This window comes from Phytopseudomonas seleniipraecipitans, from assembly GCF_900102335.1.
Lineage (GTDB): Bacteria > Pseudomonadota > Gammaproteobacteria > Pseudomonadales > Pseudomonadaceae > Aquipseudomonas > Aquipseudomonas seleniipraecipitans.
The window spans coordinates 209,474-226,561 of sequence record NZ_FNBM01000007.1 but is presented as its reverse complement, the minus strand read 5'-3'; the positions used below and the strand labels follow the sequence as shown (position 1 = coordinate 226,561).

At 63.0% G+C, this 17,088-nt stretch carries 14 protein-coding genes; 5 read left to right on the top strand and 9 right to left on the bottom strand.

Features of this window, described 5'->3' with window-relative positions:
* Nucleotides 1–22 precede the first annotated feature (22 nt).
* The 5 genes from BLS60_RS15980 to BLS60_RS15960 form a co-directional block, all read right to left on the bottom strand.
* Nucleotides 23–2,437 carry an efflux RND transporter permease subunit gene (locus BLS60_RS15980; protein ID WP_092369942.1) on the bottom strand — a complete coding sequence of 805 codons (2,415 nt, stop codon included), beginning with the start codon at nucleotides 2,435–2,437 and terminating at the stop codon, nucleotides 23–25.
* On the bottom strand, nucleotides 2,427–3,530 hold the full coding sequence (locus BLS60_RS15975; RefSeq protein WP_092369939.1) for a WD40/YVTN/BNR-like repeat-containing protein: 1,104 nt from the start codon (nucleotides 3,528–3,530) through the stop codon (nucleotides 2,427–2,429). The genes BLS60_RS15980 and BLS60_RS15975 overlap by 11 nt, the downstream gene beginning before the upstream one ends.
* 55 nt (nucleotides 3,531–3,585) lie before the next feature.
* Complete coding sequence (locus BLS60_RS15970) at nucleotides 3,586–4,935, bottom strand: DUF1329 domain-containing protein (RefSeq protein ID WP_092369936.1); 1,350 nt, start codon at nucleotides 4,933–4,935, stop codon at nucleotides 3,586–3,588.
* A gap of 18 nt (nucleotides 4,936–4,953) precedes the next feature.
* Nucleotides 4,954–6,588 carry a DUF1302 domain-containing protein gene (locus BLS60_RS15965; protein ID WP_092369933.1) on the bottom strand — a complete coding sequence of 545 codons (1,635 nt, stop codon included), beginning with the start codon at nucleotides 6,586–6,588 and terminating at the stop codon, nucleotides 4,954–4,956.
* 92 nt (nucleotides 6,589–6,680) lie between these two features.
* Nucleotides 6,681–7,103 carry a GlcG/HbpS family heme-binding protein gene (locus tag BLS60_RS15960; protein ID WP_092369930.1) on the bottom strand — a complete coding sequence of 141 codons (423 nt, stop codon included), beginning with the start codon at nucleotides 7,101–7,103 and terminating at the stop codon, nucleotides 6,681–6,683.
* A 163-nt stretch (nucleotides 7,104–7,266) separates the two neighbouring features.
* Between BLS60_RS15960 and BLS60_RS15955 the strand changes: the two genes are divergently transcribed.
* Nucleotides 7,267–9,171 (top strand): methyl-accepting chemotaxis protein, encoded by a 1,905-nt coding sequence (locus BLS60_RS15955; protein WP_244153421.1) that lies wholly within the window; start codon nucleotides 7,267–7,269, stop codon nucleotides 9,169–9,171.
* A 74-nt stretch (nucleotides 9,172–9,245) separates the two neighbouring features.
* Entirely contained in the window at nucleotides 9,246–9,932 is a 687-nt protein-coding gene (locus BLS60_RS15950) for a GntR family transcriptional regulator (protein WP_208597310.1), read from the top strand.
* A 105-nt stretch (nucleotides 9,933–10,037) separates the two neighbouring features.
* On the opposite strand, the gene BLS60_RS15945 is transcribed toward BLS60_RS15950, so the two are convergent.
* From BLS60_RS15945 to BLS60_RS15930, 4 genes are read right to left on the bottom strand one after another with little or no spacing between them, the layout of a single operon-like run.
* The gene (locus BLS60_RS15945; RefSeq protein WP_092369921.1) at nucleotides 10,038–11,597 is read right to left on the bottom strand and encodes a bifunctional 3-(3-hydroxy-phenyl)propionate/3-hydroxycinnamic acid hydroxylase; all 1,560 of its coding nucleotides are present in this window, start codon (nucleotides 11,595–11,597) and stop codon (nucleotides 10,038–10,040) included.
* 43 nt (nucleotides 11,598–11,640) lie between these two features.
* On the bottom strand, nucleotides 11,641–13,071 hold the full coding sequence (locus BLS60_RS15940; protein WP_092369918.1) for an aldehyde dehydrogenase family protein: 1,431 nt from the start codon (nucleotides 13,069–13,071) through the stop codon (nucleotides 11,641–11,643).
* 49 nt (nucleotides 13,072–13,120) lie between these two features.
* Nucleotides 13,121–13,678, bottom strand: a complete 558-nt coding sequence (locus tag BLS60_RS15935) for a VOC family protein (RefSeq protein WP_092369915.1) — start codon at nucleotides 13,676–13,678, stop codon at nucleotides 13,121–13,123.
* 41 nt (nucleotides 13,679–13,719) lie between these two features.
* Nucleotides 13,720–14,571, bottom strand: a complete 852-nt coding sequence (locus tag BLS60_RS15930; protein ID WP_092369912.1) for a fumarylacetoacetate hydrolase family protein — start codon at nucleotides 14,569–14,571, stop codon at nucleotides 13,720–13,722.
* A 113-nt stretch (nucleotides 14,572–14,684) separates the two neighbouring features.
* Between BLS60_RS15930 and BLS60_RS15925 the strand changes: the two genes are divergently transcribed.
* From BLS60_RS15925 to BLS60_RS15915, 3 genes are all read left to right on the top strand, one after another.
* Complete coding sequence (locus BLS60_RS15925; RefSeq protein ID WP_092369909.1) at nucleotides 14,685–15,266, top strand: amino acid synthesis family protein; 582 nt, start codon at nucleotides 14,685–14,687, stop codon at nucleotides 15,264–15,266.
* A 73-nt stretch (nucleotides 15,267–15,339) separates the two neighbouring features.
* Nucleotides 15,340–16,455, top strand: a complete 1,116-nt coding sequence (locus BLS60_RS15920; protein WP_092369906.1) for an alcohol dehydrogenase catalytic domain-containing protein — start codon at nucleotides 15,340–15,342, stop codon at nucleotides 16,453–16,455.
* Nucleotides 16,456–16,524: 69 nt separating this feature from the next.
* Complete coding sequence (locus tag BLS60_RS15915) at nucleotides 16,525–17,058, top strand: cupin domain-containing protein (protein WP_092369903.1); 534 nt, start codon at nucleotides 16,525–16,527, stop codon at nucleotides 17,056–17,058.
* The last annotated feature ends 30 nt before the right edge of the window (nucleotides 17,059–17,088 follow it).

Here is a 17,088-nt window from a genome sequence, read left to right as displayed (position 1 = left end):
ATTCAGATCAACAGATGTGGTTTTATATTCGTACAGGTTGCTGATGGTCGCTTCGCGCCAATAGCAATCGCGCTAGAGCAGGAGTTAGGACAAGAGCGCCGAGCATGTTCCAGATGAACATGAAGGCCAGCAGGATGCCCATGTCCGCCTGGAACTTGATCGGCGAGAACGCCCAGGTGGCCACGGCGATGCCCAGGGTTATGCCCGTCAGTACCACCACCTTGCCGGTGGACAGCAACGCCAAGTAGTACGCCCGTGACAACGGGATGCCCTGGCGCAGGTTGGCCAGCGTGACACTGAGGATGTACAGCGAGTAGTCCACGCCAATCCCCACCCCGAGCGCGATTACCGGCAGCGTGGCGACCTTAAGGCCGATGCCCAGGCCCACCATCAATGCCTCGCAGAGAATCGAGGTGAGCATCAGCGGCAGCACCGTGCAGACCACCGCGCGCCAGGAGCGGAAGGTGATGTAGCAGAGCAGGGTGACCGCCGCGTAGACCATCAGCAGCATCTGCACGTTGGCCTTCTTCACGACGATATTGGTGGCCGCCTCGATACCGGCGTTACCGGCCGCGGACATGAACTGCAGGCTGTCGCTGTCGTTCGCTGCTGCGAAGGTTTCGACGGTGTTGACCACTCGGGTCAGGGTGTCGGCCTTGTGGTCGGCGAGAAACACGTTGATGGTCAGCAGGTCGCAGTTCTGGTTGAACAGCTCCCGTGGTGCACGGGTGATGATGGCGTTGAGCAGGCCCTGATTCCGGGGAATCTCGTACCAGGTCAGGCTGCCTTCGTTCATGCCGGCGGCGGCCTGTTTGCTGAGCGCCGCCAGGGAGGTGGTGGAGACCACCCCGGGCAGTTGCTGCAGCCGCGCTTCCAGGGCATCGACCTTGACCAGAGTTTCGTAGTTGGCGCAGTAGTACTGCGGCGTTTTCACCATTACCACGTACTTGTCGCTGCTGGCCGCGTAGTTGCTGACCATGAAGGCGTTGTCCTGGTTGTAGCGCGAGTCGGCACGCAGCTCAGGGGCTCCCGGGTCGAGGTCGCCAACCTTGAGGTGCAGGCTGACCGCGAAGCCGCCCAGGGCCAGTACAGCCGCGACGATCAGAGCACCGTTGCTCCAGCGCCCGGGGCGGGTGAAACGGTCGAGAAAGGCCCACAGTGCCTGACGATCCTGCAGTTCGTCGCTGATCGCGCGTTGCTCGGCCACTGCCTCGCGGCGCGCAGCGGTCTTGCTGACGCCGGTGTAGGAGAGCAGCACGGGCAGCAGCACCAGGTTGGTGAGCACCAGCACCAGTACGCCGATGGTGGCGGTCACGGCCAGATCCTGAATCACCGGGATGTTGATGATCATCAGCACGGCGAAGCCCACGGCATCGGCCAGCAGCGCCATGGCACCGGTCAGGAACAGACGGCGAAAGGTCAGCCGCGCGGCGGTGAGCTTGTCGGCGCCACGGCCGATGTCCTGCATGATGCCGTTCATCTTCTGCGCGCCATGGGACAGGCCGATGGCGAAGATCAGGAAAGGCACGAGGATCGAGTAGGGATCGAGGTTGTAACCCAGTGTCGCCAGCAAGCCGAGCAGCCACACCACGGCGATCACCGAGCAGAGCAGTACCAGCAGGGTGCTGCGTACACAGCGGGTGTACCAGTAGAGCACCAGGGCGCAGATCAGCAGGGTGCCTGCGAAGAACAGCTGCATCAGTGCCAGACCATCCATCAGGTCGCCGACCACCTTGGCGAAGCCGGTGATGGCGATACTGGTCTGCTCGTTGCTGTACTTGGCACGCAAGTCGTCCAGCTGTTTGGACAGGGTTCGGTAGTCCAGGGCATTGTCGGAGCCGGCCGTGGCGGCGTCCTGCAGCGGCAGGATGATCACGCTGGAGCGCAGGTTGGGGGCGACCAGGCGGCCGATCTCCCCGGAGCGTTCGACGTTCTGGCGTACCTGCTCGATGCTCGCCGCCGAGCCGTCGTAGTCTTCGGGAATCACCGGGCCGCCGTCGAAGCCCTCTTCGGTCACGCCGATCCAGCGGGTGGCCGGCGTCCACAGCGATTTCATGTAGGGGCGATCCACCCCGGTGATCAGGAACAGCTCGTCGTTGAGCTGTTTCAGGGTTTCCAGGTAAGCCGGGTCATAGATGCTGCCGTTGTTGCTGCGCACGGCGATGCGCAGGGTGTTGCCGCCTTCGCCAAGCTGGCCGCGGTATTTGAAGTAGTTCTCGATGTAAGGATGACCGACCGGGATCATCTTCTCGAAGGCGGCGCTCAGGCGCAGATCCTGTGCCTGCCAGGCCAGTGCGGCACTGAACAGCAGGCACACGACGATGATGATCTGCCGGTACCTGAAAAGCAGCCGCTCAGGCAGGCCGCCCGAGTGCGGGTCGAACAGGCTGGTGGCGTTCTCGCTGCCATTCTGGGGGGCGGTGGCTTTACTGTTCACGAGGGTCGCTCCGGTTCAGGGCATCGAGGTTGAGGCGTGATGCGCCGCGGGCGCCGCTCAGCACCAGCCCGCCACCGGCCACTTCGACCAGGCCGGTGAGGTAGGTCGGCTCGGCGAGGGTGGTGGTGACGAAGCCGTCTTGTGGGTTCTTGCTGACCAACAGCCGCCCGGATTCATCGACCAGCAGCACGCTGCCGTCGCTCAGTCGGGTACCGGCGGTGAGGGTGATGGGTTGCGCATTGGCGATGGCCTGCCAGCTCTCGCCGGCGTCCCTGGACAGGTAGCTCTTGCCGCGCAGGCCGAAGGCGAGCAGGTCGCCCTGGCCGCTGGTGACCAAGCCGAACAGGGTGCCGCTGGCTGGTGATTGCAGGGCCTGGAAGCTGGCGCCGCCATCGTCGGAGCGCAGCAGCAGGCCTTGTTCACCGGCGATGAACAGCTTGTCGCCGCTGGCCTGGATATCGTAGAGGTGCAGGGCGCCGGGGTTGTCCAGGCGCTCGTCGATAGGCTGCCAGGTCGCGCCGCCATCGCTGGTGGCGAATGCCAGGCCGTAAGCGCCCAGCACGATGCCGCGCTGGTCGTCGAAGAAATGCACGGCCAGGAAGGGTTTGTCCGGGCCGTCCGCGATCAGGTTGCGGGCATCTGCCACGCGGCGTTCGCTGGCCGCGCCGGGTTCGGCTTCGAGACGCTTCTGCGCCGCCACCTGGATCAGTTGCGCGGCCTGCCGACCGTCCAGTTGCAGGCGCCAGCTGCGCCCGCCATCACTGCTGTGCAGCACCACGCCAGCGTGGCCCACCGCGCAGCCCTGTTCGGCAGTGGGGAAGGTGACACGGGTCAGCGTGACGCTGACTGGTGCCTCCATCTGCTGCCAGGATTGCCCGCCATCTTCGGAACGAAGAATGAAGCCGCGCTCGCCAACCGCTACCAGCGCATCGCCGGCATGGGTCACGTCGAGCATCAGCGAACGCTGGGCCAACTGGCTGTGTAACGCCGGTTGCTGCAGCGGTTCGGTCGGCACTGCCTGATCATTCGCGTTGGTGCTGGCCACACTCAGGCACAAGGCCAGGGAGAGCCCGCCAAGTAGGATTCGTTGCATCGATGGTTACCTCGAAGAGGGGCGGGCACGGCGTGCCCGCCCTTGCTGCGTTGGATCAGCGCACGGAGTCCGACGCTACTGCGTTGCCGGTGAAGAAGTTCTCCGGCTTGCGTGGTACTACCGAGTAACGCTCGCCGTTGAGCCCTTGCACCACGCTGTAGGTGCCAGCTTGCAGGTTGTAGATGACCACCGGCTTGACCACGACAGCGGGGATGCTCGGCACCACGAACGGCAGCGCCTGATTGACCCGCCACAACTTGCCCTGGGCGTCGTAGCCATCAGCCAGGGCGATGGTCCAGCTGTCCTCGTCGATGTAGAAGCGGCGTTTCGGTACCGCATGGCGTTTGCCTGGGGCGACCGTGGCTTCCACTTCCCAGACACGGTGCAGCTCCCAGCGCATCTTCTCGGGGTTGAGCACGTCCTTGGTGTTGACCTCGTCGGGCTTGAGCGAATGGAAGTTGTTGAGGTTGTAGGGGATGTACATTTCCTTCTTGCCGATCAGCTTCCACTGGTAGCGATCCGGGTGGCCGATGAAACCATGCACTTCGTCGAAATAGTTGGCCCCCGAGGCGACGAAGTCCGGCGTGTCGTAACCCACGGTAGGGGCCTTGCGAACCCGGCGCTGGCCGACCAGGTATTGCCAGGCATCACGCGGGTTGGCGGCGTTGATGCTGTCGTGGGTAACCAGCGACTCACCGGCCTTGAACGGCGGTTCGTTGGTGAGGAAGCGCAGCAGTACGTACTGGCCTGGCCATTTCTCGGCGCTGCCATCTTTGTAGTAGTACGGATACTGCCAGTTCTCCACGCCGCGGCTGGCCAGGGTGCGCGAGCCGTCGGCGTTGCCGATGGTGTTGCGGTAACCCATTTCGATGGACTCGGCCTCGACCCGCAGCAGGAAGTTCCAGATCAGCTCGTTGCCGTCCTTTGGAATCGGGAACGGGATACCGCCGTAGCAGCCCTGTACCGACAGCCCGTTCTCGGTCAGCTGGCAGCGTGTGGCGTTGGCTTGCGTATTGTCATAAACCCATTGCGCTGCCGCGGCGCTGCGGTGGGTTGGGTAGACATCGACATGAAAGCTGTTTGGGTACTTCTGCAGCAGCGCCTGGGTACCTTCACTGAGCTTGTCGGCGTACTGGGCGGCGTTGGCGGCCGTGATGCGTACCAGTGGTTTTTCGCCTGGGAACGGATCAGCCGGCACATCGCCGAACTTGGCACCGGCGACTTCGCCAGTCAGCCCGCCCGTCCAAGCGGGGATGCTGCCATCGGCATTGCCGGCGCGCTCGGCGCCTAGCGGAGTAAGGGTACTTTTCAGCGCCTCGGCTTCCTGGGGCGTGACTGCAGCGAGCGTCTGGCCAGCGATCAGGCTGGCGGCCAGGGCAGTCAGTAGCAGAGCTTGTCGTTTCATCTTGTTGTTCTCCGTGGATCAGAAAGTGCGCTGGATAGAGAAGGCGACGAAGTCTCTGTCCTTGAACGATTGCTCGAAGGTGTAGTTGTTGCTGCCGTCGATGACCGGGCCGCCGTCACCGAAGAAGTTGGTGTAGCTGAGCGAGGCGTACCACTGCTTCTGGTAGTCGGCCTTGAGCGCCACGGTGACATCGCCACCGTGCTCTGGCGCGAATGCCTGAGGGGTGACCGAAGAGCGGCCGTAAGGGGTGTAACCGACCGTGATCGGCACCTGCACGTCTACGCCTGGCATCACCTGGAAGTACTGCGGCTCGAAGGTGAAACGCAGCGAATAGGCATCGCGTGTGGTGTTGGGGTCGAGGTTCTGGGCGTTCTGCTTGATTTTCAGGCGGCGGTTGAAGGCCACCTCACCCGCCAGCGAGGCGCCGTCCCAGAGGGCCGAGCCGCCGTACACGTTGATCATCGAGACCTGTGCATGCAGGGAGTCGCCAACCGGGTAGAGCGGGTTACTGTTGTTGTCGCCGGTCATGTCGCCGGTCACCACCACGCCGCCGGTCGGTGCCAGCGGCGTGTCGACGCGCATCGAGAGTTCGCCGGCTACGTTGGCTTCGCCCACGGTGGTGCTGAAGCTGGCGCCGAATACCTTGACGTCTTCGGGGTAGACGTTGATGAAGCTGTCGTCGCCGCCAAGGAAGCCTGGGCGGAAGTACCAGATAGGGGTCTTTTCGTGATAGCGCGCCGCGTACAGGCCGAATTCCCAGTCATCCAGGGCAAAGCGCACCTGTCCGCCGAATTGGCCGGAATCCCGTGCATCGATGTCGTCACCGCGCAGTAGCGGCCCGCCGGCAAAGAACAGCCGCTCTGCACCCTCGCCAATGAAGTCGCCAGTGCTGAAATAGCTGCCTGAGCTTGGCAGACGGGTCTTGTTCCATTCGAACTGGTAGTAGGCGCCAACGCTGATCGTGTCGGTCAGCTGCCAGTTGAAGGAGAACTGCTCGGTGGGCAGGAGGATTTCCTTGAACTGCGAGCCGGGCACCGACTGTAGCTTGACGATATCGACGTGCCCTTGTGCGGCAGCGATGCCATTGGCGCCGAAGAACAGGCTCTCGCCGTACGTCTGGTTGAACTGGCCGAGGCGCAGAGAAAGGCGAGTCGAGCCGATATCGCGCGCGCCGTAGACGAAGGCATCGAGAAGTTCCGCGTCGCGGCCATGCAGGTCGCGGGTTTTGTCGGTGAACTCGTTGTAGTCGACGCTCACCGGGTTGGCGGTGCCGGGCGAGTTGTTGTCGTTGCTCTCGTTGTAGACCGTGTCGTACCAGGCTGAGCCGCTGATCCGTGCGCCGACATCGCGGTATTTGACGTCGAACTGAGAAAGCAGGTCGAAGCGGTTGGAGATCAGCCCGGTGCTGAAGTTGCGATCACCGTCGTCCCTGTTCGGGTTGGGTGAGGATGCGGTGATATTGTCCGCCCGCTCGTTGAGGCGCCAGGCGTTGCTGTACTTGACGGTGTTATCCCAACTGGTGGAAAGGCCTTCGACGCCCGTATCGAACTGGAAAGCCAGGGCATTGGCCGAGCACAGGGCCATGGCGATACCAAGGGCGCTGGCGCTGCGCAGGGATGCCGGTACGGCTGAGTGGCGTTGCTGGATGTTCATGGATACCTCTTCTGCATTCTTGTTGTTGTTACAGGCGGTTCCATCCGTAGCTACGGATGCTCGGGTTGGCAGTTCTGGTGGTGCTCCTTGACTCAGTTGTGGCGTTGCTCGGTAAGCGCGAGCGCGGCAATGCCGGCGGTCGCAATCTGTTCGTCGAAATCGGCTCTAACGCCGCTAGCAGCGATGCCCCCCAGGCACTGGCCCTCGTGCAGTAGGGGCAGGCCGCCGGGCATCGGCATCACGTTGTGCAGAAAGGCGGCGCCAGGTTGCCCGGTGCTGAGCATGTCGGCGAAGAAACGGGTGGGGCGTCGGGTGAGGGCGGCGCTGCGCGCTTTGTCGATGGCGATCTGTGCCGATGAGGGCGTTGCGCCCGGCAACCGGCGAAAAGCCAGCAGGTGGCCGCCGTCATCGACCACGGCTATCGACACCAGCCACTCGTTGCGCCCGGCTTCGGCAAGGGCGGCATCGAGCAGCGCGGTGATTTCCTGAGCATCGAGGCTCGGTCGGCTATGCATGTCGGGCACTCTTATTTTTATGCATTATCTATTTATTTTGCTTTTTAATATGCTTTGTGCACAAAAATAGGACGCCTGTTGGATGGAGTCAAGGGAAAAACGATGGCTCTGTTCGAATCGGCACTCTCTCGAATGGCATAGGAACAACAACAAGATGAAATCCATGTCTCTGGCGCTTCGGCAGCTTTCCATCGGCACCTTGCTGGCTGTGGGCTTCAGCCTGCTATGTGGCCTCAGCGTGCTGCTCGCGGCGGCCATCGCCTTCAACCTGCAGGCGGTTTTCCAGGGGGAGGCGCAACTGGAGCGCATCGCCAGCGTGCACACGGGGATTCTCGACAGCCGCATCGCCGAGAAGAGCTATCGCCTGGAGGCCAGTAAGGCCAGTGGCGATCAGGTGCGCACGCGGATCCAGGCAATCGCCCAGTACCTGGATGGCAACGAGCAAGCGCAGCGCCCACTGCTTGAGGCTGGCGAGCACTACCTCGAGCAGTTCGAGCGTCTGACCCAGGCCCGCGAACGCCTGGGCGAAACCCGCCAGGCGATGATCCGTGAGGCCGACGAGGTGCGGGTTTCCTTCGAAAGCGTGGAGCAGGATCTGACCGAGTCGCTGATGCAGCAGGACAGCGACATGGTCGCCGCCCTGGTGCTGGCAGAAAGTGCCATGGCGCTGATGCGCAAGTTGCTGGCGTTGCGCACTGCCGAGTGGGCGTACAGCGAGGACGAAGTGGAAAACGACTATGACCAGTGGATATTGCTGCTCAGTGATCTGCGTTCCTCCACCCAGGCGCTGGCCGGCGGTGCCCAGGCACAGCAGCGCGAGGCACTGGATGTGGCACTCGGTTCTCTGGAGCGCTACCGCACGGCCTTCGAGGCCTACCACGCGAGTGCCGCCGCAAGCCGCGAAACGGAGCGTGAGATGGAGCGCATCGCCGAGCAGATGCTGGGCGTTTCCAGTGCGATGCGCGCGCAGGTCTCCGAGCGCCAGCAGCAGCTCAAGGGCGGCGCTTATTCGTGGCTGGTGGTGATGGGGCTGTTGGTGTTGATCCTCGGCGCCGCAACGGCCTGGTTCATTCGCCGCCAGATCATCCACTCGCTGCGCGACACGGCTGCGCTGGTCGAGCAGTTTGCCGCTGGCCGGCTGGGCGTGCACATCAGCGAGCGCAGTGACGAACTGGGTCTGGTGCAGCGTGCCATGGGACGGATGGGCGAGAGCCTGCACGGCGTGGTCAGTCGTATCGAACAAGGTGCTCTTGGCCTCAGCGCGGCGTCCCGTGAGCTCGCCCAGGTGACCGAGGAAATGGCCCAGGGCGCTGAACAGCAGGCTCAGGAAACCGAACGGGTGTTCAGCGCCATGCAGGCCATGGGCATCACCCTGGGGCAGGTGGTGAGCCTCACCGGGGAAGCGTCCAGCGCCGCCGGCTCAGCGCGTCAGGGCAGCGAAGCCAGTCGGGGTGATGTGGAGGCGACGGTGAAGCAGATCAGTCAGCTCGATGAACTGGTGCGCGAGGCCGGGCAGGGTATGCGTGCGCTGGATGCCCGCAGCACGAGCATTGGCGGGGTGCTGGGAGTGATTCAGGGGCTGGTGGAGCAGACCAATCTGCTGGCGCTGAACGCTGCCATCGAAGCGGCGCGGGCGGGTGATATGGGCCGTGGTTTCTCAGTGGTCGCCGACGAGGTACGCAGCCTGGCCAATCGTACCCAAGGCTCGGCCGCGGAGATCGCCACGATGATCGATTCGCTGCAGCGCGACAGCAAGAACGTGCTCAGCCATGTGGAGCGGGCGGGTGAGGAGTCGGTACGTGCCCGCGAGCATTCTTCTCGGGCCAGCCTGGTGCTCAGTGGTGTGAGCACCGACGTGTCGACCATTCATCAGATGAACCTGCAGATCGCCAGTGCCACCGAAGCGCAGAATCGCATGGCCAGCGAGGTCGGCCAGAGCATGGTGCAGGTGCGTGAAGCCGCATTGCAGGGCCAGGCACGTAGCCACAGGTTGCGCGGTGCCTGTCAGGAGCTGGAACAATTGGCCGGGCAATTGCGCCAGGCGCTGGGATACTTCAAGCTGAACTAGCCGCATATAAATTGCACAAAGATATCTTTGTGCATAAAATAAAGAAGCGTGCAACATCCATGGATAACCGTGATATGCAAAATCAACAAGGCGGTTCCCTCATCGAGGTCGCCCTGCAGCAGATGAAGAAATCCATCATCTGCTGCGAACTGGCACCGGGTGAGAAACTAAAAGTCGCCGAGCTTTCCCAGAACTACGGCCTCAGCAGTTCACCGATTCGCGAAGCGCTCAATCGCCTCGCCCAGGAAGGCATCGTCGAAGCCAGTGAGAACAAGGGGTTTCGCGTCGCGCGGTTGTCGGTCGAAGACTTCCAGCAGATCACCCAGTTGCGCCGGTTGCTGGAGTGCGAAGCATTGGCTGAAGCCATTCGCCATGGCGATGACGCCTGGGAGGCCGACGTGCTCGGCGCTTTCCACCGTCTCAACGTGATCGAAAAGCGCCTGGGCAGCATTGCCGTGGCCCTCGATGACGACTGGTCGGTGCGCCACAAGGCGTTCCACTTCGCGCTGTTTTCCGCCTGCCCGTCGACCATGTTGCTGCGTCTGATCGACTCGCTGTTCGACCAGGCAGAGCGCTATCGTCGCTTCTCCGCGCTGCACCGCAAGGTCGAGCGACACAAGGGCGACGAGCACCAGCAGTTGATCGACGCGGTATTGTCGCGGGACATCGACGTATCGGTCAGCCTGCTCGGCAATCACATCGGCGGTACCCTGACTCACGTCACCGACGTATTGCGCCAGCAGCACTCGACGCTGCAGTGACAGGCAAACGCCCGCACCGCCGTCATGGCGGTGCGGGCGTTTTCGTGTCCGTCATCCGTATCGCAAACGATCGATGAGGAGGCCGGCATGCCGGCCTCCTATCATTCAGCCGCGCAGTTCACCCAGGCACTGGCGGATCAACTGCACCCCTTCCTCGAGATTGGCAGCACCGCCGTAGACATAGTGATCCGGGCGCACCAGTACGACCTGGCAGCCATGCTGCTGCAGCCAGGCACTCAGCAGCCCATCGTGTTCGCGGTACTGGTTTCGGGCCTCGGGGTGGGCGCTCAGTTGCACCACGCTCAGCGGCAGTAGTGCGCCAGCCAATGCGTGATCGAGGGCTGCCAGTAGTTCATCGGTTGCGCCGAAGGCTTCGGCAATCACCAGCCGCAAGCTTTGCCCGGTAAAGCGATCGAGCAGATCTTCCCGGCCATCGTGGGCGCTCACCCGCGGTTGTGGGAACAGTTCACCGGCTGGTTTGCGGAAGTCGATAAAGCCATCCTTCAGCCCGGGTATCAGTGATTGGCGAATGGTGCCGCCAGGCGTTCCCTGTACGGCGGCGAGCAGCAGCCGGTCACGCTCGGCGGCTTTGGTCGGATCGCGTTCGCAGATGGTCTGGCCAAACTCCTTGGCTACTTCAGTGGTGCGCTTTACATGGGGGGCGCGCTCGACCTGATAGCTGTCGAGCAACTTGGGCGAGGCCGCTCCACGTTCCACCAGCGCCAGCTTCCAGATCAGGTTCATGGCATCGCGCAACCCCTGGCACATGCCCTGGGCAAGGAAGGGTGGCGTCATGTGCGCGGCATCGCCGAGGAAGAAGATATTGCCAACCCGCCAGCGCTCCAGAATCAGCGCGTGGAAGCGGTAGGTGGAGGCGCGCCAGATGTCGTAATCCTCTGCGGGCAGCCAGCGTGAGATCAGCCTCTGAATCGACTCGGGTCGAATGATGTCTGTGGGCGTTTCGTCATCGTTGATCATGAACTCCCAGCGCCGATGCCGCCCTGGCCCGACCACGAAGGTGCTCGGCCGCCCGGTTTCGCAGTACTGCACGTTGGTTTCCGGTAGCGCGCTGCCGGCGCCCTCCTTGAGCATCACGTCGACAACCAGCCAGGGTTCGTCGAAGGCCAGGTCTTCCATGTTCAGTTGCAGATTGGTGCGGATCGGGCTGGTGCCGCCGTCGCAGGCCAGCAGGTAGGTCGCACTGGCCTGTTCGAGGTTGCCGCTGGCGTCGCGGAAGCTGACGCTGACCGCGCCGTCGTGATTGTCGACCTGGATGACCTCGCGGCCCAGGCGCACTTCGACCTTGTCCAGGCTCTCCAGATTGGCGCGCAGTGCACGCTCCAGCGGCGGCTGGGAGAACACGTAGTTGGGTGCCCAGCCGAGCAGGAACGGCGGTTTGGAGGCGTCGATGTGTTTGATCAATTGCGCTTCGGCGTTCAGGTAATGCGAGGCGCGATAGGGCATCACGTGTTCGGCAATCGAGTCGGCCAGGCCGAGGTTGTCGAAGGTGCGCATGGCTTCGTGATCCATGCCCATGGCGCGGGGGTTCTGGTAGACGCTTTCGCTCTTGTCGAGCACCAGCGTGCGCAGCCCCCACTGGCCGGCCAGGTTGGCAGCGGTAACGCCCACCGGGCCCAGGCCGACGATGATCAGGTCGTAATCCATAATGCTCTCCATCTTGTTGTTGTCATGGGGCCGAGCTGCCGCTTCAGGCCTGGGTATAGGCGGTTTTCACGCTGGTGAAGAATTCGATGGCGTATCGCCCTTGTTCCCGCGAGCCGTGGCTGGAGGCTTTGGTACCACCGAAGGGCACGTGATAGTCGACGCCGGCAGTTGGCGTGTTGACCATCACCATGCCGCTCTGCACATGGCGTTTGTAATGAGTGGCGTGCTTGAGCGACGTGGTACAGATGCCCGCCGATAAGCCGAAGGGCGTGTCGTTGGCGATTTCCAGGGCATGCTCGTAATCGTCGACGGGGATCACGCAGGCCACCGGGCCGAAAATTTCTTCCTGGGCGATACGCATCGTCGACTGGGCATCGGTGAACAGCGCCGGGCTCATGTAGTAGCCCTCGGTGTCACGGGTCAGCGGCTTGCCACCCTGAACCAGCGTGGCGCCCTCGTGCTGGCCGATGTCGACGTAATCGAGGTTCTGGCTGAGCTGGCTCATGTCGGCGACCGGGCCGATCTGGCTGTCCGCCTGCAAGGCGTGGCCGACGCGCAGCCCGGCCAGGCGCTCACTGACCGCTGCGACGAAGCGCCCATGGATGGCCTTTTCGACGATGAACCGCGAGGACGCGGTACAGCGCTGCCCGGTAGAGAAATAGGCGCCCTGAACGGCGCATTCCACCGCCTGCTCGAGGTTGGCGTCGGCCAATACCACCAACGGATTCTTGCCGCCCATTTCCAGCTGCAGTTTGGCGAAACGCTGCCCGGCCGTGCGCATCAGGCGTTGGCCGGTGGCGGTCGAGCCGGTGAAGCTGATCGCCCGTACGTGGGGGGATTCGGCCAGCGCTTCACCGATCACGCTGCCACGGCCCATCACCAGGTTGAAGGTGCCAGGCGGCAAGCCCGCGCGGCTGATGATCTCGGCCAGGGCCCAGGCGCTGCCAGGCACCAGGTCGGCCGGCTTGAACACCACGGCATTGCCGTACGCCAGGGCCGGCGCGATCTTCCAGGCGGGTATGGCGATGGGGAAGTTCCACGGCGTGATGATGCCCACCACACCAATCGGCTGGCGCAGTACATCGACGTCGATGCCGGGGCGTACCGATTCGACGTGTTCGCCGGACACCCGCAGGGCTTCACCGGCGAAGAATTTGAAGATATGCCCGGCACGGCCGACTTCGGCGATGGCTTCGGCCAGCACCTTGCCTTCCTCCCGCGCCAGCAGGCGGCCGAGCTCTTCGCGACGCGCGAGGATCTCCTGGCCGATCACGTCCAGGGCCTCGGCGCGGCGCTGTGAACCACCTGCTGCCCATAGCGGCTGTGCGGCCGTAGCAGCTTCGATGGCGTTGCGAGTGTCCTGAGCGTCGGCCTGGGCGTACAGGCCGACCCGATCCGTCAGCTCCGAAGGGCTGCGGTTTTCACGTACCGTCTGGCCTTCGCACCAGACCCCGTCGATGAAATTCTTGTGCATGTGCTGTTACCCGAGATGGCGTGCGGCCCTGTGGGCCGCACCGGATTGCTCACCAGCTGACGCGTTGCTCGGCGATGCGCTGGCGGGTCGACTCGATCCATTGTTCGCGGGTCTGGAAGCCCGGCCGACGGCGACACATGGCTTCGGTGGTGGCGAGAATCTGCTCGCTGCTCTGCTCCAGATCCAGCGGCTCGCGGCACGGCTGGTTAGTGTAGAAGGGCGCGTCCACGTACATCTCGATAGGGTTGCCTTCCGGATCCTTGAAGTACATCGACCAGGCGTTTCCATGGTCGACCTGATCGAGCGGGCCTAGGCCGTTGGCCTTGGCAAAGGCGTAGTAGGCCCTGAGATCGTCCAGGCTATCGAGCAGGAAGGACAGCTGGTTGATCGGGTTGAACGGCAGATCCGTCGGCTTGCCGTCGAACAGCACCAGTTGGTGGTGCACTTCCGGATTTTGGGTCATGAAGAACAGGCGATGGCCGGTAGAGGCCACTCCCTTGTCGCTGATGACGAAGCCCAGTTTGCTGCAGTAGAACTCGACCATGTTGTCCAGGTCGCTGCAGAAGGTGCCGGTGTGGGTGAAGTTGATACGGGGCAGGGTGGCCATGTGCGTATTCCTAATGTTGTGCTTATTCGAGGATGGGTGGCTCAGGCTTCATCAATGACCGGATTACTCAAGGTGCCGATCTGGCTGATCGTCACTTCGAATACGTCTCCAGGCTTGAGGAAAATCGGCGGGTTGCGCTTGAAGCCGATACCGCTGGGTGTCCCGGTGGCGAGGATGTCGCCGGGGTTCCAATCCAGTGCCTGGGAGACGTAGGAAATGAGCTGTGGAATGTCGAACGCCAGTTCGGACAGGTTGCCCTCCTGCAACTGCTCGCCATTGAGAATGCCGCGAACCTGCAGTTCGCGATAGTCGGCAATCTCGTCTGCGGTCACCAGCCAGGGGCCCAGCGCGCCGGTGAAGCGGAAGGTTTTGCCCATGCCGTACTGGTGGGTGTGGAACTGCCAGTCGCGCACGCTGGCATCGTTGAAACAGGTGTAGCCAGCCACGTGATCCATGGCGTCTTCCGGGGCGATGTGCGAGCCGCCTTTGCCGATTACCACCGCCAGCTCGGCCTCGAAATCGAATTCCTGAGACACCTTCGGGCGTACCAGCGGCGCGCCGTGGGCCTGCAGGGTTTCGGCGAAGCGCTGGAAGATCACCGGGTGCTTGCCGACCTTGCGGCCGGCCTCTTCGGCATGGGCGACATAGTTGATGCCCACGCAGATGACTTTGCCGGGTGCCGGGATCACTGGCGCCAGGGTGACGTCGGTGAGTGCGTACTCACCCTGGGCGGTGGCCGTCAGCTCGCGAGCCTTGGTCAGCTGTGTCGGGGAGGCGAGCAAGGTGGCCAGATCGGGGATATCGGCGAAGTGGGCGCCCAGGTCGACGACCCGTTCGCCAACGACGGCGCCATACCCGGCTCGACCGTTGAGGTGGAAGGAAACGAGTTTCATGGTGTGACCTCTCTTTTGTTTTGTGCATAAAACATAAGTTCTTGCACAATAAAGTGCAAGATGCATAATGAAAACACGCCAATAAAAATATTCCCGGCGTAGGAGAACGAGTGATGGCATTGGTGAAAGTCCGCAAATTCAAGCTGGATATCGAAGACGTCCTTCATGAGCGTGGCCCGGTGGCTGCTCAACCGCTGAGGGTCGCAGTGGCCACGGCGGTGATCGAAAACCCCTATGCCGGGCGTTACGAAGAGGATCTGCTGCCGTTCATGCAGGAGCTGCGGGCACTGGGCTCGGATCTTTCGCAACGCCTGGTCGATGCGCTGGGCGGTGCGGACAAGGTGCAGGCCTATGGCAAGGCCGCCATCGTTGGTGAAGATGGCGAGCTGGAGCACGGCGCGGTGTGGCATGAGGCAGGTGGCTGGGCCATGCGCGCACTGCTTGGCGAACCCAAGGCCATCGTGCCGGCGGCCAAGACCATTGGTGGGCCGGGTTGCCGATTAATGATGCCGCTGGGGCACATTCATGCCGCTTATGTGCGTAGCCATTTCGGGGTGGCCGAGGTGACGCTATGGGACGGCCCGCGCCGCAACGAGATCGCCTTCGCGCTGGCCATGGCCAGCGGTGGCCGTATCCATGCCCGCCTGGGCGGGCTCGCCGCCGCTGACGTCAAGGGTGAAGACGGGCTGCGCTGATTCAACGGTTTCTCCGCCCGCGCCAGGGTGCGGGCGGTCGGCAAATAACAAGAACAAGAGTTGGAGAAACAGCATGACCACAAAGATGATGCGGGCCGCGCGTATGTACGAGGGCGGCAAACCGATGGAGATCGAGCAGCTTGCGGTTCCCTCCATTCGTCCTACCGAGGTGCTGGTGCGGGTCAAAGCCTGCGGCATCGTGCCGAATCTGCACAATATTCTCACCAACTGGAAAAGCTGGTTCCCGCACCTGCCGCTGCCGCAGCTGCCGGCGGTGTTCGGGCTGGATCCGACCGGCGTCATCGAGTCGGTCGGCGAGCAGGTCTACGACTTCAAGCCTGGTGACCGCGTGTACGTGAACCCGGCGCGCTACTGCGGTTCCTGCCGTGCCTGTCGCGCTGGTAATACCACTGCTTGCACGGCTTACACCTTCAATGGCTATTTCGGCTTCACTGCCCGCAGCCCACGTATGTTCGAGGACTATCCCTACGGCGGTCTGTGCGAGTTCATGCCGGCGCCGCAGTACAGCCTGGTCAAGCTGCCAGACAACATGGCCTTCGAGACTGCCGCGCGCCTGGGGTATCTGGGTACCGCATACCGGGCCTTGCTCAAGGCCAAGGTCGGGCCCGGCAGCACCATTCTCATCAACGGCATCAGCGGCACTCTCGGTCTTGGCGCGGTCGCCCTGGCACTGGCCATGGGCGTGCGGCGCATTCTCGGTACCGCCCGCAACGAGGCGCTGTTCCAGCGCGTGAAGGATCTGGCCGCCCCTGGCCGTATCCAGATTCATACCCTGGGCAAGGGCAGCACCGCGCAGTGGGTGAATGAGGTGACCCACGGTGAGGGCCTCGATGCAGTGATCGATGCGCTCGGCCCAGGCGCTCCGGCTGAAAGCCTGATCGATGCGTTCAAAGGCCTGCACCGCGGCGGCCATCTGATCAACATCGGTGCGGTGTCCGGGCCGGTGCCGCTGGATCTGCACTGGATGATGGACAACGACATTCAGCTCAGCGGCTCCGCCTGGTTCACCACCGGGCAGGGGCAGGACATGGCCGACATGGTGGAGTCCGGTGCGCTGGATCTGTCGTTCTTCGAGCACAGCGTATTTTCGCTGGATGAAGTCAACCAGGCCATCAGCGGGATCGAAAACCGCAACGGTGGTTTCGGTAACTACGTCATCTGTCCCTGAATCGGTGACCGGGTGTAGCGTTGCCGCTGCACCCGGTTCTTCACGCGTTGGATGTGGGAGGGGCTTTGCATGCAGGTAAGAAGAATCGTCACCGGGCACGATGAGCAAGGTAAGGCCGTATTCCTTGCCGATGGGCCAGCGCCACGCGCCAAGAATTTTCAGGACATGCCGGGCTACGGTATCGCGCAGTTATGGGCGACCCAGCCGGGCAGTGACGCAGGCCGCGATCTGACTCTGGCGGGTGGCTCGCTGGTTCCGGGGCCAGGCGGCACTTCGTTGCTGTTCGTCAGCCTGCCGCCGGATACGGTTATGGCAGCGCCCATCGATCCGCAGCGCGCCGTAGCGGAAATGATCGAGAACCTACCAGGGTTGATCGACCTCTTCGAAGTTGACGATCCGGCCATGCACCGTTCGCCAGCAATCGACTACGGCATATTGCTCGAAGGCGAGCTGTGGCTGGAGCTTGATGACGGCGAGCAGCGCCTGCTGCGGCCAGGTGATGTGGTTATTCAGCAGGGCACGCGACACGCCTGGCGCAATCGCTCACAGGCTGTAGCCAAAGCGGTATTTTTCATGGTGGGCGCGGTTCCTCCCGCTCGCTGACCCAAACCCTTTCAACGGCACGCCGACCCA